At 36.1% G+C, this 18,963-nt stretch carries 17 protein-coding genes; 8 read left to right on the forward strand and 9 right to left on the reverse strand.

The genetic code is table 11. From position 1 onward, the window contains the following. Positions 1-31 precede the first annotated feature (31 nt). Positions 32-481 (forward strand): sterol desaturase family protein, encoded by a 450-nt coding sequence (locus VB264_RS18925; RefSeq protein WP_323251883.1) that lies wholly within the window; start codon positions 32-34, stop codon positions 479-481. A gap of 3 nt (positions 482-484) precedes the next feature. Here VB264_RS18925 and VB264_RS18930 read toward each other — a convergent pair whose 3' ends face one another. The 5 genes from VB264_RS18930 to lpdA all read right to left on the reverse strand — a co-directional run bounded on the left by VB264_RS18930 (position 485) and on the right by lpdA (position 6,232). After that, positions 485-1,207 (reverse strand): 3'-5' exonuclease, encoded by a 723-nt coding sequence (locus VB264_RS18930; protein WP_323251885.1) that lies wholly within the window; start codon positions 1,205-1,207, stop codon positions 485-487. A gap of 246 nt (positions 1,208-1,453) precedes the next feature. After that, complete coding sequence (locus VB264_RS18935) at positions 1,454-1,861, reverse strand: hypothetical protein (RefSeq protein ID WP_309924591.1); 408 nt, start codon at positions 1,859-1,861, stop codon at positions 1,454-1,456. Between the two features lie 110 nt (positions 1,862-1,971). After that, positions 1,972-2,694: a lipoyl(octanoyl) transferase LipB gene (gene lipB, locus VB264_RS18940; RefSeq protein ID WP_323251887.1), complete on the reverse strand. Its 723-nt coding sequence runs from the start codon at positions 2,692-2,694 to the stop codon at positions 1,972-1,974. Between the two features lie 142 nt (positions 2,695-2,836). Next, positions 2,837-4,666 carry an FAD-dependent oxidoreductase gene (locus tag VB264_RS18945; protein WP_323251889.1) on the reverse strand — a complete coding sequence of 610 codons (1,830 nt, stop codon included), beginning with the start codon at positions 4,664-4,666 and terminating at the stop codon, positions 2,837-2,839. 171 nt (positions 4,667-4,837) lie between these two features. Beyond that, positions 4,838-6,232, reverse strand: coding sequence for a dihydrolipoyl dehydrogenase (gene lpdA / locus VB264_RS18950; RefSeq protein WP_323251891.1), 1,395 nt, complete (start codon positions 6,230-6,232; stop codon positions 4,838-4,840). A 219-nt stretch (positions 6,233-6,451) separates the two neighbouring features. Here lpdA and VB264_RS18955 point away from each other — a divergent pair, with 219 nt between their 5' ends. Then, positions 6,452-7,375 carry a class I SAM-dependent methyltransferase gene (locus tag VB264_RS18955; RefSeq protein ID WP_323251893.1) on the forward strand — a complete coding sequence of 308 codons (924 nt, stop codon included), beginning with the start codon at positions 6,452-6,454 and terminating at the stop codon, positions 7,373-7,375. Positions 7,376-7,652: 277 nt separating this feature from the next. After that, a protein-coding gene (prfB, locus tag VB264_RS18960) for a peptide chain release factor 2 (RefSeq protein ID WP_323251896.1) occupies positions 7,653-8,727 on the forward strand; the annotation gives its coding sequence in 2 pieces (ribosomal slippage) (positions 7,653-7,712 and positions 7,714-8,727; 1,074 coding nt in all). Positions 8,728-8,874: 147 nt separating this feature from the next. Here prfB and VB264_RS18965 read toward each other — a convergent pair. From VB264_RS18965 to VB264_RS18980, 4 genes are all read right to left on the reverse strand, one after another. Then, positions 8,875-9,213 (reverse strand): hypothetical protein, encoded by a 339-nt coding sequence (locus tag VB264_RS18965; RefSeq protein WP_323251898.1) that lies wholly within the window; start codon positions 9,211-9,213, stop codon positions 8,875-8,877. A 2-nt stretch (positions 9,214-9,215) separates the two neighbouring features. Next, positions 9,216-10,184: a hypothetical protein gene (locus VB264_RS18970; protein WP_323251900.1), complete on the reverse strand. Its 969-nt coding sequence runs from the start codon at positions 10,182-10,184 to the stop codon at positions 9,216-9,218. A gap of 330 nt (positions 10,185-10,514) precedes the next feature. Beyond that, entirely contained in the window at positions 10,515-11,723 is a 1,209-nt protein-coding gene (locus tag VB264_RS18975) for an NADH-quinone oxidoreductase subunit D (RefSeq protein ID WP_323251902.1), read from the reverse strand. A gap of 111 nt (positions 11,724-11,834) precedes the next feature. After that, positions 11,835-12,389, reverse strand: a complete 555-nt coding sequence (locus tag VB264_RS18980) for a DUF4833 domain-containing protein (protein ID WP_323251904.1) — start codon at positions 12,387-12,389, stop codon at positions 11,835-11,837. Positions 12,390-12,776: 387 nt separating this feature from the next. On the opposite strand from VB264_RS18980, the gene VB264_RS18985 reads away from it, so the two are divergent. The 5 genes from VB264_RS18985 to mgtE all read left to right on the forward strand — a co-directional run bounded on the left by VB264_RS18985 (position 12,777) and on the right by mgtE (position 18,952). Next, positions 12,777-13,457 (forward strand): response regulator transcription factor, encoded by a 681-nt coding sequence (locus VB264_RS18985; RefSeq protein WP_323251906.1) that lies wholly within the window; start codon positions 12,777-12,779, stop codon positions 13,455-13,457. After that, on the forward strand, positions 13,454-14,821 hold the full coding sequence (locus VB264_RS18990) for a HAMP domain-containing sensor histidine kinase (RefSeq protein ID WP_323251908.1): 1,368 nt from the start codon (positions 13,454-13,456) through the stop codon (positions 14,819-14,821). The genes VB264_RS18985 and VB264_RS18990 overlap by 4 nt, the downstream gene beginning before the upstream one ends. Positions 14,822-15,171: 350 nt before the next feature. Beyond that, entirely contained in the window at positions 15,172-16,428 is a 1,257-nt protein-coding gene (locus VB264_RS18995; RefSeq protein ID WP_323251910.1) for a TolC family protein, read from the forward strand. Positions 16,429-16,432: 4 nt separating this feature from the next. Further along, positions 16,433-17,482 (forward strand): efflux RND transporter periplasmic adaptor subunit, encoded by a 1,050-nt coding sequence (locus VB264_RS19000; RefSeq protein WP_323251912.1) that lies wholly within the window; start codon positions 16,433-16,435, stop codon positions 17,480-17,482. A 96-nt stretch (positions 17,483-17,578) separates the two neighbouring features. Beyond that, positions 17,579-18,952 (forward strand): magnesium transporter, encoded by a 1,374-nt coding sequence (gene mgtE / locus VB264_RS19005; RefSeq protein WP_323251914.1) that lies wholly within the window; start codon positions 17,579-17,581, stop codon positions 18,950-18,952. Positions 18,953-18,963 lie beyond the last annotated feature (11 nt).

Consider the following 18,963-nt stretch of genomic DNA (forward strand, 5'->3'; position numbering starts at 1 on the left):
ATATCAACTTTAACCTTATAACCTTATTATAATGCTTATCAGATTGGTCTTATTATTCGGCACTTTCCTCTTGATGGAAGGAACAGCATGGTTTACACATAAGTATATCATGCATGGTTTTATGTGGTGTTGGCATCGTTCTCATCATGTACATCATAATGAGGTATTGGAAAAAAACGATTTGTTCGCTATCGTGTTCTCATCTGTCTCAATTATCACGATTGGTTTGGGAAATTTTGTACCTGAATTATGGTACTTGTTTTGGATAGGAATGGGGGTAACCCTATATGGAGTTTTCTATTTTATCTTTCATGACATCATTGTGCATCGTCGGATAAAAATTAAATTTGTGGCAAAACACCCCTATTTGAAACGTATTATGAAAGCACATTATATCCACCACAAAGTACATGAACGAGAAGGCGCAGAAGCTTTTGGCTTTTTGTATGCTCCGAAAAAATATGAAGATACAAGGAAGTAAAAACTAAATTCTTTCGATATTTTCTTCCTTGACAAAATCCATGTTTTGATATTTCAGAAAGACCTGTGCCAGTACAATAATGTCTTCACGACAATAAGAGGCTATTTTAGGTAAATCTTTTTCTTGGTGATAAGTATGATTTACTTTGTCGCCACTGAGTTCACTTTTACTACTTGGAATATCAAAAATACAAGCCAATAAATCTAACGAAATATAGTGCTTTTTATCACCAAATTTCCACATTTCCAAGGTATCAAAATGTGGTATTTCCCAAGGCTTTTTTCCTGAGAGTTGTAACGCTTTAGGAATCTCTATACTATTTACCAACATTCTTCTGCACAAATATGGGTAGTCGAATTCCTTTCCGTTATGCGCACAAAAAGCTAGGTTTGATTTATATTTTTTTTCAATTAAACTCTTAAATTGACTCAAAACCTCCGCTTCATTATCACTACTGATAGACTTTACTTTTAGGCAAATCTCTTGTTCGTCATTCCAATGAAAAAAGCCTAAGCCAATAGATACAATCTTACCAAACTCAGCATAAATTCCAGCACGGTCAAAGTAAAACGCTTCATCATTCAACTCGTTTGGGTTCGTCAAATAACTAGCTTTATGCAACCATAGCGTTTTCATCCTTTCAGAAAGCAAATTGAAATTACTTTCTCCAGAAACGGTTTCTATGTCAATAAACAAAAGACTTTTAGCAAATTTTTGAAAATCCATAATTGTAGGGTAGCTGTGAGTGATGAGCTTTAAGCTATCAGCTTTGTATTTGTAATTGATTAATATTTTAAAATTCGCTCTTTAATCCTTTTCCTAAATGTTTTTGTTGTAATAAATCCTAAAGTCTTAAGTCTGTTGTCTAGCATCCAAAATCAAAGCCTTCAATCCTAAAGTCCTCTAGTCCTAAAGTCTTGAGTAAATCCTTCAGTCTTAAAGTCTTCAAGTCCTAAAGTCTCCCCCAAAAAATTACTCATGCAAGATTCCCTCTAACTCCAATTGTTTAATCCGAATCAAATTTTCTTCGCGAATAGACTCAGGCACAAAAACAAATTTTTTATCAAACAACTGATTACCAATAAAATAACTTACCCAGTATTCATTATTCAAATGAAAAACATCAGGTGTGATTATTTCAACTTTAATAATTCCTTTGGCTGGAACATCCTTATAAAAGTGGCGTAATTGTGACGTCTTTATTTCTGTACCATCAGGATTATGACCATATCCACGAGAATTAACAAAAACATTCGCTAGGTCTACCGACAAACGGTTAATTAAATATACGTCCCATTCAACTTCATTTAGGTCATTTATCTTTCTAGCAATCGCTACTTTTACACCTTCAACATTAGGAAATTCTATATCTTTTTTCATTAAATCTAATAAAGTTGTGTGCCATCAGCTTTCGGTATTCAGCTTTCAGCATTGTATGATTAATAGTCTTTTAAGTAAGGTTATTATTTTAGGCAAGCACATCCGAAAGCTTACTGCCTATCGCTTAAAGCCTCTATTTCAAAAATATCCTGTAAATGCTTCGCCATTCTATTTGAAACTTCCTGAAAGTCTTGAGGCTTTCCAAGTTCTTGTTCAATAGAAGTTACGGCTTTGTCTTCGATGCCACAGGGCACGATGTGTTTAAAATAATTCAAATCAGTATTTACATTCAAGGCAAAACCATGCATTGTTACCCAGCGACTAGCTTTCACGCCCATCGCACAGATTTTTCTTGGATTTTTCTGTTCGACATAATCAATCCAAACACCTGTTAATCCTTGAATCCTTCCTGCATCAATCCCAAAATCTGCACAAGTACGAATCACGCCCTCTTCTAAAAAACGCATATACTTATGAATATCAGTAAAGAAGTTTTCCAAATCAAAAATCGGGTATCCTACCAATTGCCCTTTGCCATGATAAGTAATATCTCCTCCCCTATTGATTTTATAATATTTAGCCTCATAGTTTTCAAGACCCGCTTCATCTAATAACAGATGTTCTGGCTTGCCACTTTTTCCCAAGGTATAAACATGAGGATGTTCACAAAAAAGCAAATAGTTTGGCGTCAGCACCTGACTATCAAGCGCTAAATGTTTGTTATTAAGTTTTACACCCACTATTTCAGCATGGAGTTTCTCTTGATAATCCCATGCAGTTTGGTAATCTATTAATCCCAGATTCTGGAAAATTACAGTTTTATTATGAATCACTTTCTTCTAATTTATCATCTATACTAAGATTAATTAACGATTTCTTAAAGATTAAAGTTTCTTGATGATATGTCTGAAAGCATCTACCATTTGAAGACCTTCCACAAATAACCTTCAAAACTCCTCACTCGAAACTCCATATTCAAAACTCAATAAAGTTTCCTTTAAAATCCACTTCCTTCCGATGAAAAGGGTCAATTAACTTATCAATCAAATCTGCTAGTTTTGCTCTGGTAATGGGCTGATTTTTATCTGGATAGTCTTTCATGATATTAGCAAGATAATCCGCAGGTACTGGTTGGATTTTTGTCAGTATCTCAAAGGCATCATCCGCCACTAATTTTTCTAACAACACTTGTTCGTTAGCTTGCATATTCAAATTCGGAAAGAAGCTTTTTAAGGAGGCAATAACCGCTCCGTTCGTCATTACTGAATCAGGATAAAACCATGTCTGATTCGACCATTTATAGTTTTTACCTTCTCCTTTCAAAATACCCGTTGCTCCTATTCGCTGAATGGCTTCAAAGTTAGGATGGTCGGGCTTTACATCCAAATAAGGCATTAAATAAGCCTTTGCTTTCAATAAATTATCTTGTACTTTTCTAATAGAAACCTCTTTCGGATGGCGTTTTTCTTGTATGGCAATAGCCGCTAAAGTGCCTGCTGCTTGTCCGATACCCATGACAACGGGTTGCAATCGACTAGCACCACTCACCAAATTGGAAACTGAAATAGATTTTTCAGCTACAATCAAATCCTCTACATTATCGGGAATCAGGCTTCCTAAAGGAATATTAAAAGAAGGTACAGGCACAAAATACAAATCTGGTGCATCCTTGTTCTTACCATGATGTTGGTCGATAGGATAATCGCCCACAGCAATACCTGTCCGATACAACGGTTCAGATTGCTCAAAAGGTTTTTCTAAATGATTCATATTGGCTGTTGCCAACCCATGAATCCTACGACTTTCACGATGATAGGGAATCAGTGGTAATTTATCAGCAGTCGGAAATTCATCCGCCAAACCTAACGTATTCCATCCTAATTCTTTTTGCATAAAATACACAAAGTTTAGGGTATGGTCTTTCGCTTTCTGAATCGCTTCTTCCCTTTGCACATCATTCATCTCCACCATGTTTACATAAAAATCATTCCCATTAATGGGCCAATTAATCATGTATTTATCATTTTGCAATTGTCCATAGGTTTTCATCTGCTGACAATCCCACAAACGCTTCATTTGTTTATCCGGACAGAGTTTTTCACAAGCACAGATAAACTCATCTTTGTTGTATGAACTAGGCTTACTAATCGTTATATCTTTGTGGTAATCTTTCAGAATAGCTACATAGGTCAAATCTTGAACGATATGATTAGCTTTTTCTGGTGCAATTCTTTCTTGATAGGTAGCTTGGGCATCCATCCCTACATCGTATTTCACCCCTACTTTTGCAGCAACGTCTCCTAATTCTGTAGCATCTATTAAAATTTTAGCAGTGATTAAAATATCATCTGAAAACGTTAATTGCCAATGCGCTGATTTTTTCTGAATGCTTAATAATTTGACGGACGAAATCACAGAAAGATTTTTTTCTTTGGCACACATCTCTCGCAAAATTTTCTCGCCAACAGAAGGCTCATACATGACCTGACTTACCCATCCAGAAGCTAACGCCTGTTTACTGCCATAGTGTTTTTCAAGTTTTGCTCTGAATTCGTTCCAAAGGCCAGATGGCAAATTATGGTTCCCGTCAATAGCACTAACTCCTGCGGAGGTAAGCATTCCACCAATCCATACGCTTTCTTCTACAATAATCGTCTTCACACCCATTCTCGCTGCCTGAATCCCTGCCATTACGCCACTGGTTCCTCCGCCTACAATCAGCACATCAGTATTGTATTTACTTTTGCCCGCATAGGCATTGAACCAGAAACAACAAAGAGAAAAGAAGATAGAAAGAGTTTTCATGGTTTCTTGGGTTTTATTTCAGACTGGAGGACTTAAAGATGCAAGATATGATTTGTATCACGAGTTTTCAACTCGTGTATGATTGTTTTAACGACTTGAAAACTCATGGTACAAAAAAATCCCTTCTCCTAAGGAAAAGGGATTTTGCCTATCTGATTTATACTTATTTTATTACAAATCTACTGCAACACCATACGCTGCTTCCGCTGCACCTTTTACAGCTTCAGAAATAGTTGGGTGTGGATGAATCGCAGTCATGATTTCGTGAGCAGTCGTTTCTAATTTACGCGCTACCACTACTTCAGCGATTAATTCAGTAACGTTATAGCCAATCATGTGAGCACCCAATAATTCACCGTATTTTGCATCAAAAATTATTTTCACAAAACCGTCTCTTGCTCCAGCTGCTGTTGCTTTACCAGATGCCACGAATGGAAATTTACCAACTTTTATTTCGTAACCAGCTTCTTTAGCTTTCTTTTCGGTTAAACCTACCGAAGCAATCTCTGGTGTACAATATGTACAACCCGGAATGTTTGAGTAATCTAAAGCTTCTACTTTATGACCTGCTATTTTCTCAACACAAATGATACCCTCTGCTGAAGCAACGTGTGCTAAAGCTGGTCCAGGTGTAACATCACCAATAGCAAAATAACCTGGGATGTTAGTTTCGTACCATTGGTTTACTAAAATTTTACCTTTATCAGTAATAATACCAACCTCTTCTAAACCAATGTTTTCAAGGTTAGCAATTACACCTGCTGCTGACAATACGATATCACAATCAATTGAAATATTGCCGTTGGGTGTTTTTACAGAAACCTTACATCCTTCACCAGTAGTATCTACTGTTTCTACAGAAGAGTTTGTATAAATATCAATCCCTAATTTTTTATATTGTTTTGCTAATTCTTTCGAAACGTCTTCGTCTTCAACAGGAACAACGTTTGGTAAAAATTCAACAATCGTTACTTTCGTACCCATTGCTGCATATACATAAGCAAATTCAACGCCGATAGCTCCAGAACCAATAACAACCATTGTTTTTGGTTGATTTTCTAATGACATCGCCTTGCGGTATTCAATTACTTTTACGCCATCAATTGGAATATTTGGTAAAGCTCTTGCTCTTCCGCCCGTAGCAATCATGATGTTTTTAGCATCATACACTGTTACTTTTCCATCTGCAGCAGTTACTTCAACTTTTTTGTTTTTTAAGGCTTTTCCAGTACCCATAATCACATCAATCTTGTTCTTTTTCATTAAGAATTGAACACCTTTTGACATGGAATCGGCAACACCACGAGAACGCTTAATGACTGCTCCAAAATCAGCGTGGGATTCAGAAACCGTGATTCCGTAATCAGCAGCGTGTTTGATGTATTCAAATACTTGTGCAGATTTTAGTAATGCCTTCGTAGGAATACAACCCCAGTTCAGACAGATACCACCTAAAGACTCACGCTCCACTATCGCACACTTCAAACCCAATTGCGAAGCACGGATTGCCGCTACATATCCACCAGGACCTGAGCCAATCACGATTAAATCATAAACTTGTGCCATTTAATTTTTATTTTTTTAAGGGTAATTTCAAATTTTATGCTACAAAGATAAGGATAAGCGTGGAATTGAAAGGGGCTTATTAATAAGTTTTTCCCCTAACTATCGTACCTTAATACATATACCTTTAAGTTTTGTTGACAAAAAAATACGCTATCCTAAGATTTTTGCTGTACATTAGTCTAACGAAAAACACTATTTTTTGATTCCCTATTTAGAGCAATGGAAAATATTTCAAAAAAAACTTTTGAAGAAACAAGTTATTTATCTCATGAATCTTGGTTTGCCAAACAGTATCCCGATCAAGAAAAGCGTTTGAATACGATTCGTAAATGGCAAAAAAGTATAGAAAACAATACCATTGATTATTGGCTCCACGAAAGATTATTTGAATTAGCCAACCCTTTAATTAATGCAGGCGAAAGCTGGCTTACCGTTGGCGACGGCTACGGTTTTGATGCTAATTATTTTAAGCGTAAAGGCTGTACTGTAATGGCAACGGATATTGGTGGCGCTTTTCTCCCCTTAGTAAAAGACCTCCACCTGATTGATAATTTTTCGGTTGAAAATGTTGAAAAATTAACTTTTGAAGACAATTCATTTGATTATGTCTTTTGCAAAGAAGCTTATCACCACTTTCCAAGGGCTTATTTGGGTGTTTACGAAATGATTAGGGTGGCGAAAAAAGCCATCATTTTAACGGAGCCTCAAGACCCCTTAACAAAAATGCCTTTGATGCTGGCTGTTAAAAATATCCTCGACCGTTTCGACCCTACCATTTTACAGAAGTATTGGAAAAATCGTTATTCTTTTGAAGAAGTAGGTAATTATGTTTTCAAACTGTCTGACAGAGAAATGGAAAAAATAGCGATGGGCATGAACTTACCAGCCATTGCTTTTAAGGGTATCAATAATTCCTATTGGAAAGCAGGACTTGATACAGAAATTGCCAATAATAACTCAAATGCTTTCAGTAAAATTCAATCTAAACTTCGTCGAGATAATTTCTTGTGTAAACTGGGCATTTTGCCTTATCAGGTATTAAGTGCCGTTATTTTCAAAACATTACCTACACAGGAAACAATTGCTAAGTTAAAAAATGAGGGTTATTTATATTATGAGTTTCCGAAGAATCCTTACTTATAGATACACTATTTTTAAACATGAATTATCTTAAATTTCCTTTCAAATAATGAGTTTTAAAGGTTAATCTAGTCCTTACTTTTCTTGTCTTGATACAAGAAAAGTAACAAAAGAAAATCAAGAATTCCTAAACTCGCTTCGCTCAAACAGTAGGAATTCGGGATGAGTCATGTTTTCTAGCTATCTTTGTAAATGAAAGGTTCTATCTATTTTAGGTAAGACTATAGTTTACAGAGCAATAGTTAGCCTTTACACTAACAAAACAAATTTATTTTAACGCATGACAAAAGACAGGTTCAATGACCTGAAAGCCAAAGTAGAGGCTTTGAGGGGGTATCTTTGACTACGATAATAAGAAATTCCAAATTGAGGAGTTAGAAGTAATTACGCTTGACCCGGATTTTTGGTCGGATTCTAAAAAAGCAGAATCGACGATGCAAAAAATTCGGGGTTTGAAGTTCTGGACATTGGGTTTCGACCAGCTAAATACTTACGTAGGCGACCTTGATACTATCTGGGAATTCTACGAAATGGGTGAGGCTACCGAAGCGGAAGTAGATGCCGAAGGGGAAAAACTAGAAGCAAAATTGGCTGAGCTAGAATTCCGCAAAATGATGTCGGAAGAAGGTGATAGCATGTCGGCAGTACTCGAAATCAACGCTGGTGCAGGAGGAACCGAGTCGCAGGATTGGGCAAGTATGCTGATGCGTATGTATATTATGTGGGCAGAAAAGAATGGTTTTAAAGTAAAAGAAGCTGACCATAATGATGGTGATGTAGCGGGCATAAAATCTGTTACCTTAGAAATTGATGGAGAGTTTGCCTACGGAAATTTAAAATCTGAAAATGGCGTACACCGTTTGGTAAGAATTTCACCTTTCGATTCCAACGCCCGACGTCATACATCATTTGCATCTGTTTATGTATATCCTTTAGCGGATGATTCTATCGAGATTGAAGTAAACCCAGCAGACATTGATTGGGATACTTTCCGTTCGGGTGGTGCTGGTGGACAAAACGTAAACAAGGTGGAAACAGCCGTTCGTTTAACGCACAGACCTTCGGGTATTATTATTGCTTGCCAACAAGAACGCTCGCAGTTGATGAATAAAGAAGTTGCCTTGAGACTTTTGAAATCTAAGCTTTATCAAATAGAAATTGATAAACGTAATGCTGCCCGTGCCGAAGTAGAAGCAGGTAAAAAGAAAATTGAGTGGGGTTCACAAATCAGAAGTTATGTGTTAGACGACCGCCGTGTAAAAGACCATAGAACGAATTATCAAACATCTAATACTGATGCTGTTCTGAATGGCGAAATCAATGAGTTTATTAAGGCTTATCTGATGGAAGCTTAATCGGGACTAAAGGATGTTGGACTTTAAGATTTTAGGTGATTTGAATCCAAGAAGATTAAACGATTAGTAGCGGTAGCCCTTGCGGTTACCGTTTTTTGTTTTCAGACAAAATAGCGTAACCGCAAGAGATTCCCCAAGATAGCAATGCTATCCTAACTCATTTTCTTTCATTCCAACTAACATTTCTGTTAAACCTCTGAGCTTTGAATGACTAGCAGGAATACATAATTTAAAAACAATTAGTTTTTTGTAGAGAATTTCTCTGTATAAATCTGTATCATTTTCATACTCCCTCAGCGATGTTATATAAGTAAGACTAACTAACTCTTTGAATAAATCTATTCCTAAGTCTAATTCTTGCGCTGTTTCTACGCCATTAGGGTAAGATTCAATAAACATGTCTGCCGCACCAAGCATTATTTTATAATGATGGACATCATTAAGCTTTTTATAATTCTCTATACTTTTTCTTATTTCAGAAACCATTATTAATTGTCTATTTGAGGTAAACATTTTGGATTTATTTGCTCTTTCGGAGTACTAGATTTTAACCAACGGTCACTTTTAGTATTATTGATGATTAAAGACTGTATTTTCCCTCCAGGGGTATTATAAACAGTATTGGGGGTAGCATTAGCAAATTGTTTAGTTGGAGCGATGATAGATTGAAAAATAACATTATCATCAGCAAGGGATTTAATCGTAAACACATCGTATTCTGCACTAACACTACTTAAAGGTAATCCTAATTTCTGTTCCAATTGCGATGGATTTGCTTTTATCCAATTGTATTCAGATTCCGAAAGATAATACGGAGACGGAGAATTTATGTTACCTCCCTTATAAACAATCTTATAGAAGATTTCATTTTTTGCTACTGTTACTTTTACAGGATCAGAATTTTCAGCACCTGAATTTATTACACCCGGCAAATAGTTGTTAGCATCAGCAAGGGTATTGTACATTGCTTTCATTTCATTATCCAATATAGGATTAGTTTGTTTAAAATCATTATAATTACGACCAATTGTTTGAAATGTTGTATTACTCCAATTCTTTGCTGGAAAACATTTATCAATCCAATTATTCCAAAATGCTGTTCGCTGTGCAACCCAATTGACAGTATCAGAACTTTTTTGGGCTTCCAGATAATTATCATTCAGTTTAAGCTGCTTATTATCAATAGCATTTGATTTTCGTGCTTTTACACGAGAAATGCCTATATAATTTCTTTTTGCCTTCTTTGAAGAGTTGTTTGTATCATCATCAATTGTAACAGCAGTAGCAGATTTGGTAATATTAGCATGACTAATAATTGCTTCAGTTACTCGCAAAAAGTTAGTTTTGGCAATCGCTTTTTCTGATTTTTCGAAAAGAGCTACATCTGCTTTACTAGGCATTGCTAATGCCAAAATGGTTGAGCAGAAAAAGAGAATTTTGGTAAGAGTCATTTTCATATTCTTAGTGTTTACGGTTTTAAAAAATTGTTTATAGATTAGGCTATTTGATGCTAGCCTTAATTTTCAGTATAGATTTTTCTAGTGATTTGAGGCTCCACAGCAAATAGAGGACACATCCTTCATATTATGTCAAACACTTCATTCAAATTTCACTCAATATTAAATTTTCTTTGTAAAAACCCAAAATTCATCAATAAAACATTTTCATTTTTTTATTATACGGTATATTGTAAACAAAAAATCTCCTCTTCGTAGTTGTTTTACACAAACTACAAAGAGGAGATTAACGTCTTTAAACCTTACATCACATATTTTACTACTTCGTTTTTATCTATCTACTTCGCCCATTACTAAATCCATTGAACCAATGATAGCTACTAAGTCTGCAAGCATTGCTCCACGGCTGATTTCTGGAATGATAGATAAGTTATGCAACGAACAAGCTCTTGCTTTCAAGCGAACAGGAATATCCGAACGTCCGTCAGTACGAAAAAAGAAGCCTAATTCACCCTTTGGATTTTCGGCACGAGTATATAAATCCATCGCTTGCGGACGAATCTTTTTAGGTACTAAGGCTTGTGGATTAAACTCAGTAGTGCGTTTATGATCATTAGTAAGTTGAATCAAACATTGTTCAATAATCTTGATAGACTCATCACATTCCAAAACTCTTACATAGTTCCTATCCCAACAGTCACCTACAGTTCCCATTTCTCCTTTGCCTACAGGAATATCAAAATCAAGTTCTGGATATACCGAATAGCCATCTACTTTACGCAAATCTACTTTCAGCCCCGACCCTCTTAATACAGGTCCTGTACATCCATAATTGATGGCCAAAGCCATTGGTAATACGCCTACATTGGCTGTTCGTTGAATAAAGATTTTGTTTTCGATAATCAATTCCCTTAGCTCAACCATTTTAGGTTTTAGGTAATTGACAAACTCTAAACAACGTTCTTCAAAGCCTACTGGCAAATCATAAAACAACCCTCCTACCCAAATATAATTATAGAGCATCCTTGCCCCTGTTATCCATTCTAACAATCGTTGAATATGCTCGCGGTCGCGCATTACCCATAAAAAAGCCGTGTATGCCCCGATATCTAATCCATAAGTACCCACAGCTACAAAGTGTGAGGCTAGTCGATTGAGTTCGGCTACCAATACACGAATATATTCGATGCGTTTAGGGAGTTTACCTTCTAAATCCAAGAGTTTTTCTACGCCCATTACATAGGCGTGTTCTGAATTCATGGCAGCCAGATAGTCCATTCTATCTACATAAGGAATGATTTGATTGAATGGTAACGACTCTGCGTGTTTTTCAAAGCAACGATGCAAATAACCCAAATGTGGCACAACATCTACGACAAGCTCGCCATCAGAAACCACTTCCATCCTCAAAACCCCGTGTGTAGATGGGTGCTGAGGACCAAGCGACAAAATCATCTCTTCCGACTTCAAATCCTTTAATTGGTGTTTGTTTGAATCAGAAAGACGAAAATTTTCGGGCTTGTATTGATATTGGATCATATTAAGTGTTTAGTTGTGAGTTTTTTGAGTGATGAGTTGTGAGTGCAGAGTGGTGAGTGAATTTTACAATATTACTCCTCATTCAAAACTCAACATTCATCACTCAAAAAGTTATGGCTTAAATTTCTCGTATATTTCTTTGCCTGTAGCTACGTCTTTACCCCAAAGTTCGATATAAACCACAGAAGGCATCATGCCACTTTCATCTACTTTAACAAATACTTTTTTAAGAATTTGCATTTTACCATTAATTGGAAATAACGCTACAGGTTCTCCTTCGGGCGTGATTTTTACCACAAACTTCCTTTTTCGATAAGCCAAAAAATGTCCGTCATAGCTTTCCTTTTCTGTGGCTACTTCCTTAGTATGTAAACCATAAGCAAGCGTACGCTGAATAGATGTCAACTCTTGTTTATGTCCGCCTTCTGCATATTTTATCCAATAAGTATGTACAGGACTTTTAGGATTCAATTTTTTATCAGCCATCAAGTTAGCATCATATACTACCGTGTTGGCATTAGAACTTCGCTGAATATAAAACAAACGAATGTCTGAATCTGGAGGAGTCGGGAATACATCGTTTGAAGCAACCGTCTTATTTTTTTGTGCTAAACTATTGAATACAAATAGAATAGAAATGAGGATAATTGTTTTTGAAAATCGCATTGTTAATGTTATTATTTTCCCCAATTTTCATATTGAAAAAACCAGAGAACAAGCAGTTGAGATATCTTGTTGATTGCTTCAAGCCAATTTAATATTCTTAAAAAGAACATTTGTAAATTGGGAGGCTCAAAGGTAACAAAGCTTCTCAAGATTTTTGTTCCATAAAAAGCAATTTGCTTCATTTTCTACGAAAGAATTTCAATTTTGTTGTTTGAAAAATGCATAAATGAGTAAACGGTAATTTATTAGTCATGAGATTGAAAAAAGATTTAAACCACCAAGGAAATTTGTATTTTTAGCAGATTAGGCTTCTAATAAGATTCCCATTCAATAATTCATCTAAATTTGTATTATTCCCAACATAAATAATTCAGTAAATAATAAGGCATGAATATTCTCATTATTGAAGACGACGAACGAATAGCCTCTTTGGTAAAACGAGGATTAGAAGAAAACGATTATACCGTAACGCTTGCTTATGACGGTATGATGGGTAAAAAACTGGCTTTACAAAACGACTATGATTTAATCATTACTGATATTATTCTCCCCAAACTTAATGGCCTTGAGCTTTGTAAAGATATTCGTGCAGCCAAACCCAACACGTTAATTATTATGCTGACGGCTTTGGGAACGACTGATGATAAAGTAGAGGGCTTTGATGCTGGAGCAGACGATTATCTGGTAAAACCTTTTGACTTCCGAGAACTTCATGTCCGTATCAGGGCTTTGACCAAACGCCAAAGTAGTAAAACAGGTCATCAGGGTTTTATCTTAAAGTATACTAATTTGGAACTGAACAATCAGACCAAAACCGTCAGTCGTTCGGGAATAGATATTACCCTTACGCCCAAAGAATTTAAACTGCTAGAATATATGATGCGAAATGCAGAAAGGATTTTGAGCAGAACTGAAATTGCCGAGAAAGTTTGGGATACACATTTTGATACAGGTACTAATTTTATCGATGTATATATTAACTATTTACGCAAAAAGATTGACAAAGACTTTGAACCCAAGCTTATTCATACAAAATCTGGAATGGGCTTTATCTTTAAGGAAGAATGAAAATCAGAGAAAGGCTTAGTTTACTTTTTACGTTGCTCACAGCGGCAATCCTATTGCTTTTTGCGGCTTTAGTATATTATGCTGCTTATCAAAACCGAGAAACTGAGTTTTATAATCGCCTCAAAAAAGAAGGTATTACAAAGGCTAATCTTTTCTTTACTGCCAAAGTAGATACCGCAACATTACAAAAAATCTATAAAAACAACCGCGAAACCATTAATGAAGTAGAAGTAGCGATTTATGATACTACTTTCCAACTACGCTACCATGATGCGTTGGATATTGACTTTGTGAAAGAAACCGAACAAATGATAGATGAAATTCGTAAGAAAAACGAAGTGCGTTTTTATCAAAAGGAATGGCAGGTAATCGGGCTACTTTTTCATGTAGACCAAAAGGATTACATTATTATGGCAGCAGCTTACGACCAGTTTGGTTATAAAAAGTTGCAGAATCTTCGAAATACCATCCTCATTATTTTTATCTGTTCTATCATCTTCATTTATGCCACAGGGCGTTTTTTCTCTAAAAAAGCGTTATCTCCCGTTACCGAAATTGTCTATAAAGTAAAAAGCATTACAGCCTCTAATCTAGATTTACGGCTGAACAATAGCATAGGCAAAGATGAACTGGCAGAGCTCTCTAGCACTTTTAATGAAATGCTCGACCGGCTGGAAAAATCATTTGATGCTCAGAAACAATTTGTATCTAATATTTCACACGAGCTCCGAACGCCTCTGGCCTCGATGATTACCGAATTAGAACTTTCGACTCATAAAGAAAGAAGCATTGCTGATTATCAACTTGTTATAGAGAATGTCTTGACGGATGCTCAGAAATTAGCGAGGCTTTCAACCAGTTTATTAGACTTTGCCAAAGCGAGTTATGACCCTTCAGAAATTTCATTTAAAGAAATTCGCTTAGACGAAATTTTATTGGATGCACGCCAACAAGTACAGCGAAAAAATCCTAGTTATCTGATTGACATTTTGTATGAAAATGAAGTAGAAAATGACGACGAGATTTCTATCAATGGCAACGAATACTTATTGAAAGTAGCTTTTGCAAACCTTTTTGAAAATGCTTGTAAGTTCTCGGAAAATAAAAAAAGTGTAGTGTCTATTTCCGTGCAAAATGAAAATGTGGTGCTACACTTTGTAGACGAAGGTATTGGTATTGCAGAGGAAGAACTCATACATATTTTCACGCCTTTTTATAGAGGAAGTAATAAGAAATATAGCGAAGGGCATGGCATAGGACTATCGCTTACTCAAAAGATTGTAAAGCTGCATGATGGTGAGATTGCTGTTAGTTCAGAAGTAGGCAAAGGCACAAAATTCACACTTGAATTTCCGCATCTTTAATATCCCTGTAGGGTCGTATTGCATACGACCTCCTCGGACAAATTTGAAATACGTTGATAAGTACAAATGATATTGAAGCTGTTTAAACTTTCCGTTTCTGAGGTGAAAGTATTGTATTTTTGAATTGATTTTTTCAAAATTTGCGAAGCATAGCATCGCTACGTTGAGTAAATTTTGGAACAAGCTATTCTAAAAGACTTAGTTTAATCCGAAAGGGAAAGTTTAAACAGCTTCATTAGTACCTAGCCTTAATTTTCTAATGATTTTCTAATAATTTTCTAAAACCCCTCTAACTAACATTCTCCATTAAATAACCCAATTTTACCGCACAATCAAAGATTAATAAGATGATGCGGCTTCGAGAAATTCCCATAATTATTTGTCTTCTTGTACTAGGAGGCTTTTCATCCATAGCACAAGAAATTTATACTTTACAAAAAGCCTTGCAAACAGCAAAAGCAAACAACCCTGTGCTGAATACTCAACAGTTGAATGTTGGTATTGCAGAATCAGACATTATTAGCTCAAAGCTTCGTCCTAATCCAAACTTGAACAATCAGACGCTGGTTTTAACTCGCCCGTCTTTGTATCCTGCCAATACAGATTTGGTAAGTCCACAAAACCGACAAGTGTGGTGGCAATTGACTAAAGTAGTTCAGTTACCTGCACAACGACAAGCCAAAATAGACTTTGCTCATAAAAATGCTGTCCTTTCTCAGAAAGCTTTTGCAGAAACTGAACGCAATGTTTTGCAAGATGTAGCGATGAAATGGCTAGATGTTTGGGTTGCCCGCAAACAATTAGAAATTCTGAGAATTGCTAAAAACAATACTGATAGTTTGGTAAGCATCAATAAAATCAGACTTGGGAAAGAAGTGATTACATCAACTGATCTTGCTAGAACTGAATTGTTGGCTAATCAATATGCCTTGCAACTCAAATCAAACGAGCAAGTATATCAAAATGAATTATCCAATTTAAAATTTTTATTAGGCACTCAGGGTGATATTGAGATTGATGTAAATGATAATTTCCTGTTTACTTTCTCGCCTCAATTAAACGCTCTCTTACAGCAAGCATTGGGTAATAGAAGTGATATTCAGGCGTATCAGGCAAGTATTCAGGTGGCGGAAAGTAATATTAAGTTACAAAAATCACTGGCTATTCCACAGCCTACCTTGGGTGCTATTTATAACCCACAAAACACGGCTCCTTACGTTGGTTTTTTCGGATCAATAGACATTCCTTTTTTTGCTAGGAATCAGGGCGAAATCAAAAAGTCGTATTTACAAAAACAACAAGCTGAAAAAGGTTTGCAGGCAACACAAAGCCAAATTCAAACAGAGCTTTCTACGGCTTATAATGCTTATCAGGTACAAAAACAGAATATTGAGCAATTTAAAGATTTGCTAACAAAGTCTGAGAATATTCTGAGTAGCGTAAAATATTCTTATTTACACGGAGGAACAACCATTGTAGATTATCTGGAAGCCCAACGCAGTTGGTTAGATACTCAGCAACAATATTACGATACATTACAACAATATCGCCAAAGCTATATTCAATTGCTGTATGCTTCTGGTTTAATTAATCAAATGGCTCAATAAAACGATGAAAAATACCTTAAAAATAACACTGTTTTCTGTTTGGTTCCTTGCGGCTTGCGGAGGAAAAGAAAATCAAGGCGTTAAGAAAGTAGATGTATTGCCAAAAGTGCAGGAGAATGGTAGCAAAATTGTTTTCCCAACTACGACAAGCATGAGTTTTTTTGCTACTGAAACCTTAGGCAGTTCTTCGCTAAATGATGAAGTGACAGCACCAGCTAAAGTTTCGGCGACGGTTGTTTCTTCACAAGAGGGAGCTTCGCAGAATATTATCTTATTTGAAAATTCTGATTTAGCAACCAACTATACGTCGTTGTTACAACATTTACAAAATATCAGACAAAAAGCTACCATTATTCAGCAAAAGAAAACCGTTATCGCACGCAAGAATGTGGAAGTAAAAAGGTTTGAAGATTTGTTAAAAAACGGTGCAGGTACAGGAAAAGATGTAGCCAATGCTCAGGTAGATTTATTAAGTGCAGAAACAGAATTAGCAATAGTTCAAAATGATTTGGCCAACGAAAAAACAGCCATTATTGAACATGAAACCAAGCTAAAAACAGGGGGATTTAATCCAGAGGCTTTGAGAAATGCACCAGCAGGCAAAGCATTTATCATTTGTGATATTCCTGAAAACCAGATTAGTAAAATTAAAGAAGGTGGCAATTGCACCTTGCAATTCACGGCTTTCCCTAACGAAAAATTTACAGGTAAAATAGAAGACGTAGCCGACGTAATTGACGAATCGACAAGAATGGTGAAACTAAGAGTTAGCTTAAACAATCCTAACCAGAAGTTGAAAGCAGGGATGTTTGCTACCGTTTCATTTGGCGTAAGCGAAGGTGCTCATATTAATGTTAATAAAAATGCGTTGGTAACAGTTCAAGGGAAAACCTATGTTTTCGTCAAAAATGACGCTAATACTTTTGACAGAAGAGAAGTAAGCGTTGGGAATCAAATAGGTGATAGAATTATCATTTTTAGTGGACTGACCAATGGTGAAAGCATCGCTATCAAAGGGGTTATGCAGTTGAAAGGTTTGAGTTTTGGATATTGAGTTTTTCGAGACTTTAAGACGTAAGACACAAGACTGGATGATTTTATGACTTGAAGACGAAAACCAATTACTAGTCACCAATTACTAATTACTCAAATGAAAGATGTAAGAGCAAAAATTTTAAAAGGCGATTTCAGCACTTTGTTGGGCTTGGATAGCGACAAAAATTTTGTGCATCCCAACGATGTCGCAATCCTTATTGGCTCTTTACCCCTAGAGGTTGCCACACAGTCTTTGATTTCTCTGCCCAAGGCCTCGCAAGCTAAAGTATTTGCCTACCTTAATTTCGACTGGCAGTTACAAATCATCAAAGGGATTTCTAAAGAAAAAGCCTCTGTCATTCTTAATAATTTACCTTCGGATGACCGCTTTGAGTTTTTCTCAAAATTGGTGGGGATAGAACAATCTCATTTCCTTGAATACCTCTCAGAAAAAAATCGGGCAGAAACACATGATTTTTTTGGATACCCTACCAACAGTATTGCTCGCTTAATCAACACAGAATTTTCTACGATTTCAAGATATATGACCGTAGGTGAAGCAATTGAACATCTCAGAGAGCATCCGAATGATACAGAAGCGGCCAATGTGATATATGTGATAGATGAAGAAGGCAAGCTAGTAGATGATATTCCTATTCGCAAATTGGTGTTAAATGAATCCTACAAATCTATTGAAAGCATTCTTGATGGTTTTTGTGTAAGCCTGAATATTGAAGACACGAAAGAAATAGCCATTGATAAGTTTAAAGAATATGACCGCGATGTATTGCCAGTAGTAGGAGATAAAAATGTTTTGATTGGTGTATTAACAGCCGATGATGTACTGGATTTTGCAGAACAAAGAGACACCGAAGATATTCAAAAATTTGGGGGTTTAGAATCATTAGATTTCCCGTATGTAAAAACCCCAATACTCACGCTTATTAAAAAAAGGGCTGGTTGGTTGATTGTACTTTTCCTAAGCGAAATGTTGACGGCATCGGCAATGGGTTATTTCGATGAAGAGATTTCAAAAGCAGTGGTGCTTGCTCTTTTTATCCCTTTGATTATTTCAAGCGGTGGTAACAGTGGTTCACAAGCTGCAACCCTCATTATTCGTGCGATGGCTTTAAAAGAGATTTCTTTCAGTGACTGGTGGTTTGTGATGAAAAGAGAATTTTCATCGGGTATTGTACTAGGAATTATCCTTGGGGCTATTGGCTTTATCAGAATTGTCGTTTGGCAACACCTTCACTGGTTTAATTATTCTGAACATTATTTGTTAGTAGCCACCACGATATTTTTCTCGCTGATTGGTATTGTCATGTGGGGAACATTGAGTGGTTCAATGATACCGATTGCTTTGAAGAAATTAGGCTTTGACCCTGCTACCTCCTCTGCCCCCTTTGTGGCTACTTTGGTAGATGTAACAGGACTTATCATTTATTTCAGCATTGCTGCTTTCCTATTAAAAGGAACGTTGCTTTAATTAAAAACACT

This window comes from Arcicella aquatica, from assembly GCF_034928825.1.
Taxonomy (GTDB): domain Bacteria; phylum Bacteroidota; class Bacteroidia; order Cytophagales; family Spirosomataceae; genus Arcicella; species Arcicella aquatica.